Source organism: Desulfobulbaceae bacterium (assembly GCA_013792005.1).
Lineage (GTDB): Bacteria > Desulfobacterota > Desulfobulbia > Desulfobulbales > VMSU01 > VMSU01.
In genome coordinates, this window is record VMSU01000184.1 from 1 (window position 1) to 10411 (window position 10411).

At 51.3% G+C, this 10411-nt stretch carries 8 protein-coding genes; 7 read left to right on the forward strand and 1 reads right to left on the reverse strand.

Annotated elements, in window-relative coordinates:
- Window positions 1–170: 170 nt before the first annotated feature.
- From FP815_11835 to FP815_11865, 7 genes are all read left to right on the forward strand, one after another.
- Complete coding sequence (locus FP815_11835) at window positions 171–2594, forward strand: flagellar protein FlaB (protein ID MBA3015621.1); 2424 nt, start codon at window positions 171–173, stop codon at window positions 2592–2594.
- A gap of 260 nt (window positions 2595–2854) precedes the next feature.
- On the forward strand, window positions 2855–4582 hold the full coding sequence (locus FP815_11840) for a hypothetical protein (protein ID MBA3015622.1): 1728 nt from the start codon (window positions 2855–2857) through the stop codon (window positions 4580–4582).
- A 103-nt stretch (window positions 4583–4685) separates the two neighbouring features.
- Window positions 4686–5225 (forward strand): flagellar protein FliS, encoded by a 540-nt coding sequence (locus FP815_11845; GenBank protein ID MBA3015623.1) that lies wholly within the window; start codon window positions 4686–4688, stop codon window positions 5223–5225.
- A gap of 15 nt (window positions 5226–5240) precedes the next feature.
- Window positions 5241–5627 (forward strand): hypothetical protein, encoded by a 387-nt coding sequence (locus tag FP815_11850; GenBank protein MBA3015624.1) that lies wholly within the window; start codon window positions 5241–5243, stop codon window positions 5625–5627.
- Window positions 5628–5715: 88 nt separating this feature from the next.
- Window positions 5716–6129, forward strand: coding sequence for a flagellar protein FlaG (locus FP815_11855; protein ID MBA3015625.1), 414 nt, complete (start codon window positions 5716–5718; stop codon window positions 6127–6129).
- A 262-nt stretch (window positions 6130–6391) separates the two neighbouring features.
- On the forward strand, window positions 6392–7669 hold the full coding sequence (gene sat, locus FP815_11860) for a sulfate adenylyltransferase (GenBank protein ID MBA3015626.1): 1278 nt from the start codon (window positions 6392–6394) through the stop codon (window positions 7667–7669).
- 124 nt (window positions 7670–7793) lie between these two features.
- Window positions 7794–8867: a 3-dehydroquinate synthase gene (locus tag FP815_11865; protein ID MBA3015627.1), complete on the forward strand. Its 1074-nt coding sequence runs from the start codon at window positions 7794–7796 to the stop codon at window positions 8865–8867.
- A 205-nt stretch (window positions 8868–9072) separates the two neighbouring features.
- Here the strand turns inward: FP815_11865 and FP815_11870 are convergent.
- A partial coding sequence (locus FP815_11870) for a formylglycine-generating enzyme family protein (GenBank protein MBA3015628.1) occupies window positions 9073–10411 on the reverse strand: 1339 nt, incomplete at its 5' end.

Consider the following 10411-nt stretch of genomic DNA (forward strand, 5'->3'; position numbering starts at 1 on the left):
ATCGGCAGGGTGACTGGATGAACATTCAGATTGACGGCCAGAGAGGAGGTGACAAAACAGCCCGTAATCAGAAGATCTACAGCTCATAGGTTTTATATCTACAAATACCGGCAACAGTAAGACAGGGGGAATGGATTCTCCCACGTTAACAAACTCATGGAGGAACGACTATGACTTTACGCATCAATACCAACGTGTCGGCTTTAATGTCGCACAAGAACATGATCAAGAACGACAACAGCCTTTCCGCCTCATTAGAAAAGCTATCATCAGGTCTGCGAATCAACAAGGCTGCTGATGACGCGTCCGGCATGGCTATTGCCGATTCGTTGAAATCTCAAGCCCTCGGCCTCGGCCAGGCAATCCGAAACGCCAACGACGGTATCTCCATGGTACAGACCGCTGACGGCGCATTGGAAGAGTCGATCAACATCGTCAACACCATCAAAACCAAGTCCATTCAGGCTGCTCAAGACGGACAGACCACGGAAAGCCGGAAGGCAATTCAGGCCGACGTCAATAAGCTGATGGAAGAACTTGACGCCATCGCAAAAACCACGGCCTTCAACGGACAAAAGCTCCTTTCCGGCCAGTTCACCGACAAAAAGTTCCAGGTCGGCGCTTACTCTGGCGAAACCGTAGGTGTCTCCATCGGCTCCACCGAGGCTGGCAAGATTGGGCACCTCTCCACCGGCCTTCTGAAGACAGACAGTTCATCCGGCGGCGAAGTACGTCTTTCCATTTTCTCCAATATCCAAAACGCTGAAATCGGCCTTCAGTCCGTGAATCTTGCTTATGACAATTCACGGGAAAACAGTATGGGCGCCTTGGCCTCAGCAATCAACAAAGTGGCGGACCTTACTGGTGTCACCGCCCAAGTTAATGTAGCGGTAAAGTCAACCAACGCTGTAGCGGCTGGCTCAACCGGAACCGACTTTTCAATCAACGGCGTTACCATCGGTGCAATGACGGTTAAAGCTAACGATTCCGACGGTTCTCTCGCTAATGCAATCAACTCTAAGACCTCATTGCATGGCATCAGCGCCAGCGTCAATGAGTCCGGTAACCTAACCCTCACCTCAACCGATGGCCGAGCGATCAAAGTGGGCGGAGACACCGGCACTACCCTGGTCGGCAGCAATTTGAGCACCTTTGGCGAAATCAAACTGTTCCAGACCGGTGCCAACGAGATTAAGATCAGTGACTCCGCTGATAATGTATCGCTCAATTTGACCGCCGCCTTCGACGTCAAAGGCAGTTTCACAACCTCCGTCGACTCCACCTTGACCAAGAACTCAACAATTGCCTCTGCCTCTGTGATCAAGGCAGGCTCCACCTTTGGGTTCGACTTGAGCGCCACAAACTTCAAGAGTTTAACAACCACTTTAGACAGCACCTTATTGGCTGGTTCAGTTCTCGGTTCTAACGGTAACATCATCAAGAGTGGCACTGTCTTCGGCGGTAAAGCTGCGTTAACTGCCAACGTAACCTCTACCTCTGACAATCTGTTAAAGACCGGATCGATCATTGAGTCAGGATCAGTATTGACAGCTGGCACCGTCGTAACCACGGAATTCAAACAGGGCGGAAACACTTACAGCGTAGGTTCCACTCTGGCCAGTGACGTAACTGTCAGTTCAGCCGGTATTACATTGACTTCCGATCTGCTGGCCAAGTCAGGCTCCATCCTTTCAGCTGTTGGCAGCACAATTGCCGGTGGTTCCTATATCGGCGGCGACGTCACAGTTTCCGGATCAATGACTTTAACCAACTCAATGACCCTCAAGGCAGGCTCGGTTATCACCAACAAGAGTGGCGCAAGCATCCTGGCAGGTTCTACCATTGGCGGCGACGTCACGGTCAGTGGCGGCACCCAGACCATGACCAGAGATATGGTCATTAAAGCCGGGTCAGTTATTGATGGCGGCGCTACCTCACTGGCCAAGGGGTCTACTATTGGCGGATCAGTTACCCTGAGCACCTCTGACGTCACCATCGCTGGCGATATGTCCATCGCCGCCGGCTCAATGCTGGCCGAAGGCTCAGTTCTTAAAGCAGGAACAGTGCTAACCAATGATATCTGGGTAACAGGCGGCGCTACTTTAAAGGCAGGAACAGTGCTCAATGGCGATGCTATCACGTCAGGCAGCAACTACCTCAACTCCGGCATGACCTTGAAGGCCAACTCAGTCCTGAACAGCGGCAGTATCCTCTCGGCAACAGCGACCAGTAGTTCCGGAGCAACAGCGACAACCGCGCTCTCTGACGTCCAGAAATTCAAGATGTCCGATATCGATCTTACCACCCAGGAAGGCGCCCAGGTAGCTATCTCCATCGCCGACTCGGCCTTGAAGAATCTGGACAAAATCCGTTCCGACCTCGGTTCCGTCCAGAACCAGCTCACGTCAACCATCTCTAACCTTTCCGTGACCCGAGTTAACGTTACGGCTGCGGAATCGTCAATTCGTGACGTCGATTTCGCTGAGGAATCATCCAACTTCTCCAAGATGCAGATCTTGGTCCAGGCCAGTTCCTTCGCCATGGCCCAGTCCAATGCCTCCGGAAAGTCGGTATTGAGCCTGCTGCAGGGATAAAAGTAACGGAAGATGAAAAACTGAAGACTTAACTGCCACAGATCCAATAACCTCAACAGGGGCGATAGCAGCAACAGGCTATCGCCCCTTTCTTTATTGCCGCTCTCTTAAAGAGAGCCATGACCAGCATTCAATCATACAAATTCATTTAAGAATCACGCCCTCCTGCCGATAAGTCTTACAGATGGAGTTGTGGCGCTCAGGCTCAGACCTTAACTCCTGCCGCAACTTATCCCATCTCCAAATAGCGAGGCAATACCATGGCGGGCAGTATCAGCACTCTAGGCATCGGCTCGGGGTTGCAACTTCAAGACATTCTCGACAAACTGCGTGCAGTCGACCAACAGGTAGTGGACCGCAAAAAGACCTCTATTACCAAGTACCAGTCGCAGCTGGACGAATTTACTGTTGTCAAAAACAAGCTGTTGACCTTAAAAAGCGCAGCTCTCAATCTCTCCCTTTCCAGCTCCTTCACCGGCCGCACTGTCTCCAGCTCATCAGAGAGCGTTGCCACCGCGACAGCCAGCGACGGCGCCACAGTAAAAAATTCGGCGCTCACCGTCACCAATCTAGCCCAAAAAAGTAACTGGATGTCCTCATCCGGAGTTACTTCGAGCGACAGCATCATCTATGTCCCCACCAGTCAAGTGTCATCCGGGGTGACAGACCCGGTCACCGGTTCCATTGCCAGCGCCCCAGGACAACTCACCATCGCCTTCGGCGCCAGCAGCACCATAACAGTCGATGTTGACAGCGGCACCATGCTCGATGATAGCGGCGCCAGTGGACTAAGCTTAGTTGATCTGATCAATAATGATCTTGAGAACGCCGGCAAGATAACTGCCTCGACATACACTGTCGGCAGCGAGACTTTTCTGCGAGTTGAGACAGCGACTCCCGGCGGCAGCGGAGAATCAAACCGGATTGCTATTTCCACCAACGACACCACCCTGACTTTCACCCCCCCCAATAAATTGTTGACCATCCAAAGCGGGGGAAAAGCAACCAGTCTCTCAGTTGCTGCCGACACCACCCTTAGCCAACTGGTGACCCAGATCAACAATGACACCACCAATCCCGGTATCACCGCAAGTACAATAAATGACGGAATTGATCCGGCCAACCCCTACAAACTGATCTTGACCGCCACCAGCTTCGGGGAAGAAAAACGCATCACATTTCTGACCCAACTGCCAGATCTTGCCATGGCCGAACAAGCAAGCCAAGCGGTAGCCAACTCCTTAAATTCTCAGTTCACTACTGACGGCATCGCCTATCAACGACAGACCAATTCGATAAACGATGTTATCACCGGCGTCTCCTTGAATTTACAAGGCACAGGCAGTTCAACAATCACCGTGATCAACAATGATGATGCCATCAAAGAAATGATCGCCTCCCTGGTGACGGCATATAATGATGTAGTTCAAGAGGTGAAAGGCAAGAGCGGTTACGACACCAAAACAGAAAATTTCGGCATTCTATCCGGAACCACACTCCGGGATATGCCCTATGACCTTCAAAGCTTGATAACCTCAACCAACCGCGCTGACTCCGGCAATAATATCACCAGCCTTTTCAATCTGGGCCTTGAATTTAACCGCGATGGGACTATCAGCATCAACGACTCAACCCTCACCACGACGATCAGCACATACGGAGAAGGGATACAGGCCTTTTTCCTCGGAGACTCAGACAACTATATTGAAGGCTTTGCCGACAAAATCAACAACAGGCTGCGAACCCTGACTGGCGCTTCTGGACTCCTAGAAGGAGAGAAGACAGCTGCCCAAACCAGGATCGATGATCTTAACCTGAAGTTTGCCGCAGATAGCGCCAGACTGGACAAAAGATATGAACAACTGACCAAACAGTTTGTCGCTTTAGACAGATACATGAACCAGATGACATCAATGTCAAATTTCCTTACCGGTCAATTCAACAGCTTGAGTGACGGCTGGGTCGGAAGTTCCAGCAACAACGAATAATGAAGAACTGCGTCCCCTATCGTAAACCGCATCTTTTTTTTATTAGTGTAACGCAAGCGAAGACGATCTGCCGCACCTTGCAAACCCAACTCCAGGAGCCCCCATGCACACCACAAAAGCCAGAACAGCCTATCAGACGAGCGAAGCTCAAGCCCAAATCCATCCGGTCAAGCTCATCCATCTTCTATACGAACGGGTACTGGTACACCTGACTTTAGCAGAACAAGGAACCATCACCAACAACGCCAAGGAACGAGGTGAGAATCTCAGTAAAGCTATCGCGATCATTTCCGAGCTGAATGCCTCCATCAAAGATGGTGATGATTCGGACGCGGCTGGTTTCCTCCGGGGTCTTTACTCTGCCATCCTCCTGGAACTGCCCAAAGTCGGCATCTCAGGTGAGGTAGAAATTATCCGCCAGTCCTACCGATATCTCAACCGACTTCGGGAGATCTGGGAATCCACTGCCATGGTCGAGGCGGGTTTGAACGTGCCGCACCAAGACGAAAACGAACAACAAAAATCAAACCAGAATACACCCTCTTCGCCCGATGGTGGCGCCCCCCCTGTAAATCGCCCCAATAAATTTACAACTATGGATGCGGCTTCATGTTATCTCCATGGAGTTTCGGTATCTATTTGACAATGGTGGTTGATTATGGCATCTAAAAATGATGTAACTATGGTAGTTATGACAGCTATGGATCGCTTCCTGGATTTACAGGCGGAGCATCTGACCTCCCTGCAGACAGGATGCTTAACCAAAATCGACCAATGGTTTGAAGATCGCCAACTCATTGCAGGCCACTTGCGCCAAGCACTGGCAGAAATTCCGTCATCAGGTATTGCCCAAGAGACCCGCAACCTAATGCTGGACAAGCTGAGCTGTATCCTTGAACGAGAGAAGATCCTCTCTGATATCGCTAAACAGCAACACTCGTCCCTCGGGGAAACATTATCATCCCTGCGCCGAGGAAAAAAAGCACTAAACGGCTATGGCCCTGCGCCCACTCCCTCGCCGCAGTTTGTAAACCATACGCGATGAAGATAACCAGGAGCAGCAAGAAAAATACAATGTAGGTGCAGCAAACATCGGGGCAGGATGGCCCCGACTAATTACAAGGAGGTACATCATGGATATCAACCTAAACACCGAAGTCAAGACATACGGAACCCCGACGGCTCCGGTGGTGGAGCAAGAAGACAAGGTAAAACCCCAAGTCACGCCAGTCAAAGAGGGTACTGACTCGACCAAGACCAACTTGAACGAGCAGGCTCTTCACGACAAAAAAGGCAAAGCACAGGGCGGCCCCCTCTCTAAAGACGAAATAGAGAAGCTTATTGCTCAGGTCCAGAGTCGCTTGGACACCATTGGCGGCAACCTGAAACTCGGACTGAACGAGTACAAGCCAACGAAAGATATCGTGGTGCAAGTCAAAGACAGACGCAACGATAAGTTAATCCGGCAATTTCCCTCGGAAGAGCTGCTGCAACTCAAAGCCAAACTTGAAGACTTAGTCGGCATCCTTTTCGACAAAAACGCCTAAACTGTCCCAGCGCTGCAGACATCGAGCCCCCTCTATTCCACCGGCGACAGACTCCTTTGGGTCTGTGCGCTACAATACCATAATCATACCTTGACTACCCCCTCCCCACCATTTACCTTTTCCCAAACCTCCACTGAATGGTTTTTCATTTTTTTCTTGACAATTATCCCCCACGTTTTTATGGTCACCTATCTTTAAAAAGTATAGCGATACAATCGCTTTTTTTGTTGTTTTCAACAATCCAAGAGAGGAGACTTCCGACATGTCAAGATTAGTTGCACCACACGGTGGAAAGGGTTTGGTATGCTGCCTGCTTCATGGCAATGAGCTGGTAGCTGAGCAAGAAAAGGCCAAGGGCCTGAAGAAGATCAAAATCAGCGCACGCGCCAAAGGCGACCTGATCATGATGGGTATCGGCGGCTTCAGCCCTCTTTCCGGCTTCATGACCAAGGCTGACTGGAAAGGTGTTTGCGAGAAATTCCAGATGGCTGATGGCACCTTCTGGCCTGTGCCGGTTACCCTTGATTGCAATAAGGCTGATGCCGACGCCATCAAGACTGGCGACGAAATCGCGTTGGAAAATGACGGCGTTATCTACGCCACCATGAAAGTCACCGAGAAGTACGAGATGACCGAAGCCGACAAGAAATTTGAATGCGAAAAAGTATTCAAAGGCGAAGGCGAAGAGTCTGCTGATGATAAATTCTGGCAGATCGCCATGGAAGATCATCCAGGCGTTAAAATGGTTATGGCTCAGAAAGAGTACAACCTGGCCGGTACCGTTAAAGTATTGTCTGAAGGCGAATACCCAGACAAGTACAAAGGTGTATACCTGACTCCGGCTGAAACCCGTGCCATGTTCGACGAGCGCGGTTGGGCCGATGTTGCCGCCCTCCAGCTCCGTAACCCGATGCACCGCTCACACGAGTTCCTGGCCAAGATCGCTATCGAAGTATGTGACGGCGTCCTGATCCACTCCTTGATCGGCAACCTGAAGAAAGGCGATATCCCCGCCGAAGTCCGGGTTAAGGCCATTGATTGTCTGGTCGAGCACTACTTTGTAAAAGATAACGTCATCCAGGCAGGCTACCCCCTTGACATGCGTTATGCCGGTCCTCGCGAGGCTCTGCTTCACGCTACCTTCCGTCAGAACTACGGTGTCAACAAGATGTTGATCGGTCGTGACCACGCTGGCGTAGGTGACTTTTACGGCCTGTTCGAAGCCCAGACCATCTTCGACAAGATCCCCACCGACCTGCCAGACGGCAAGGCACTTAAGTGTATGCCTCTCAAGATCGACTGGACCTTCTACTGCCACAAGTGTGACGGTATGGCCTCTCTGCGCACCTGTCCGCACAGCAAGGAAGACCGAGTCATCCTGTCCGGCACCAAGCTCCGCAAGGCTCTCTCTGAAGGCGCTCAGATCGTTGACCACTTCGGTCGCGATGAGGTCCTGGTCATCCTGAAAGAGTACTATCAGGGTCTGACAGAGAAGGTTGAAGTTAAGATGCAAGGCGCTGCTTCTGGCGCCGCGATGTAATTTTTGACCGACTAATTTTTACTTAGTCACAAAAAAAGGGATGCCTGTTATGGGTATCCCTTTTTTTGTGACTAAGCCTGCAATGTTGGGTTACGCTACACTAAGCACAAAGGGAACAACGACAATGAAACAGGTGCAGGTTGGCTTAGGGGACCGTTCGTACCCCATCATGATTGATCATGGTCTATTGGCAACTATCGGTTCCGATCTGAAGACCAGAAATATCGCCAAGCGTTTCGTGGTAATTGCAGACGACACGGTAGCAGGACTTTACGGTGAGAGGCTCCTCCACTCACTGCAGGCTTCAGGCTTCGTTCCGGACATCATTGCCTTTCCAGCAGGAGAAGCCAGTAAGACCATGGCCACTGTGGCCCACCTTGCCAGCCGTCTCGCCCAGCTGGGAGTTGACCGCAAAGACGGCCTGATCGCCTTAGGCGGAGGTGTAACGGGCGACATCACCGGTTTTCTAGCTGCCTCATATCTTCGCGGCATCCCCTTTGTTCAAATTCCCACTACCCTGCTGGCGCAAGTCGATAGCTCAGTCGGCGGCAAGACTGGAGTAGACATCCCGGAAGGGAAGAATCTGATTGGAGCCTTTCACCAGCCCCGGGCCGTCTATATCGACTCTCAAGTCTTGCAGACCCTGCCTGCTGCCGAATTATTAAATGGCATCGCCGAAGTCATTAAATATGGTGTTATTTATGATTACAATTTTTTTGTTTTTCTGGAAAATCAGTTAGATTCGATCCTGAAATACAACTTGCCAATACTCGAAGAGGTGATCGAGACCTGTTGCACCATCAAAGCCGAGGTCGTCTCTAAAGATGAACGAGAAGCGGACCTGAGACGGATTTTAAACTTCGGACACACTATCGGCCATGCGGTCGAAGCCGACTCAGGATACCAATTATCCCACGGCTCGGCAGTTGCTATCGGCATGGTAGCCGCCAGTAGCTTGGCTGTGGCCAAGGGGATGCTGCCAGTCAATGATGCTGCCAGACTCACAGCGCTGATCAAAAACTTTGGCCTTCCCACCACCATCCCAACGACATCTGATCGCCAAAAACTCAAAAGCTACCTACTAACCGACAAAAAAACTGTGGCCGGGCGCCCGTTTTTTGTGCTGCCAACGTCAATCGGTACCGTTACAATCACCGCAGATGTTAACGAGTCACTGCTCGATCAAGTTCTCAAGTAACTGCCCACTACCAATCGCCTCCAGCGCACTCGATCAATCACGGGGTTGATTCAGGGGATTTCACTCTGTTTATTTTCTGTAACTCCGGTAACCGTGCACCAGGAGCACCAAAACTCCAGACAACCTGGAACCATAAGCGTTCAGCAGCGCTGCTGAACGCTTACCAACTCCGCACTACTAGAAAAAATCACTGGTCAACAATTCCCTATCCGGAGACTGCCAGTCGAAAACCAATAATATTCGACCAAGTCTCAGACTGAATACTCCTGTGACAGACGCTGATTATCCCACGAGAATTCCAACAACCACCCTTTAAGACAAAACGGCGGACAGTCCCCTCCGGCAAGTCAATTGAGGCAGTCCACTCATAAACATTACCGAGCATGTCGGCTATGCCAAAGGGGCTTTTCCCCTGATCCCGATAGCGCTCCACAGAAGTGGTCTCCCCGAGACAGGAACCACCCAAGTTGGCTCTATCCGCCGCCCAATCACCGCCCCAGGGAAAGAGCCTACCATCACTTCCACGCGCTGCGGCCTCCCACTCGTCCTCGGTCGGCAAACGCTTCCCCGCCCATGCGGCAAAGGCATAGGCATCCCGTTGACTGATCTGAACTACGGGATGATTATGCCTACTCTCCAAAGATGAGCCAGGTCCAGACGGATGCCGCCAGTTAGCTCCGTTAATTTGATTTGCTGTTGTCACCTGGCGGATAGAAAAAGAGGCCAGACCCGTCTCTGGGTCCTTTCGAGATTGCCATACCCCTTCATGCACCAACCCGAATCCCACTTTTTCCGCATCAGTTTCATACCCAGTCTCCCGAACAAAAAGCTCGAAAAGATCGTTTGTCACCGGATATTGGCCCAGATAATAACTGTTAACCCGCTTTTCCAGAAATGAATGTTCCTGAGGTCCAGGATGACTACAACCAAGGGGATATACCCCTTCCGGTATTTTAATAAATTTTGGCGTGAACCGCTCCAGCAGTTGTGAAACAAGACCCTCTTCGGACTCATTAAGAATATCTCTCGGATTCAGAGCCTGCTCAGGATCAATGTATTTCGACAAAACTTCCAGCAAGGTATTGTGAGGAGAACCTATTGTACCCTCTTGATTCCCACCTGTACTGCCACTATCGTCAAAATCTCCGGCACCCCCTCCCCCTGATTCACCAAGCTCAGACTCGTCAACCTCAACTATCTCGACATCCTCTTCCGAGTACTCACCTTCACCGAGCCCCTCTGCCAACGCCCCGCCTTGCTCTCCACCCAACCCGACTTCACCACCTGGTTCGCCAAGCCCAGACTCGTCAACCTCAACTATCTCGACATCCTCTTCCGAGTACTCATCCTCACCGAGCCCCTCTACCAACGCCCCGCCTTGCTCTCCACCCAACCCGACTTCACCATCTGGTTCGCCAAGCTCAGACTCTTCGACCTCAACTATCTCGACATCCTCTTCCGAGTACTCACCTTCACCGAGCCCCTCTGCCAACGCCCCGCCTTGCTCTCCACCCAACCCGACTTCACCACCTGGTTCGCCAAGC

What these genes read in the sequence shown, in the direction of transcription:
- FP815_11865 (MBA3015627.1), top strand. Translation starts at nt 7,794, where the DNA reads ATGAAACAGGTGCAGGTTGGCTTAGGGGACCGTTCGTACCCCATCATG.
- FP815_11855 (MBA3015625.1), top strand. Translation starts at nt 5,716, where the DNA reads ATGGATATCAACCTAAACACCGAAGTCAAGACATACGGAACCCCGACG.
- FP815_11840 (MBA3015622.1), top strand. Translation starts at nt 2,855, where the DNA reads ATGGCGGGCAGTATCAGCACTCTAGGCATCGGCTCGGGGTTGCAACTT.
- FP815_11845 (MBA3015623.1), top strand. Translation starts at nt 4,686, where the DNA reads ATGCACACCACAAAAGCCAGAACAGCCTATCAGACGAGCGAAGCTCAA.
- sat (MBA3015626.1), top strand. Translation starts at nt 6,392, where the DNA reads ATGTCAAGATTAGTTGCACCACACGGTGGAAAGGGTTTGGTATGCTGC.
- FP815_11850 (MBA3015624.1), top strand. Translation starts at nt 5,241, where the DNA reads ATGGCATCTAAAAATGATGTAACTATGGTAGTTATGACAGCTATGGAT.
- FP815_11835 (MBA3015621.1), top strand. Translation starts at nt 171, where the DNA reads ATGACTTTACGCATCAATACCAACGTGTCGGCTTTAATGTCGCACAAG.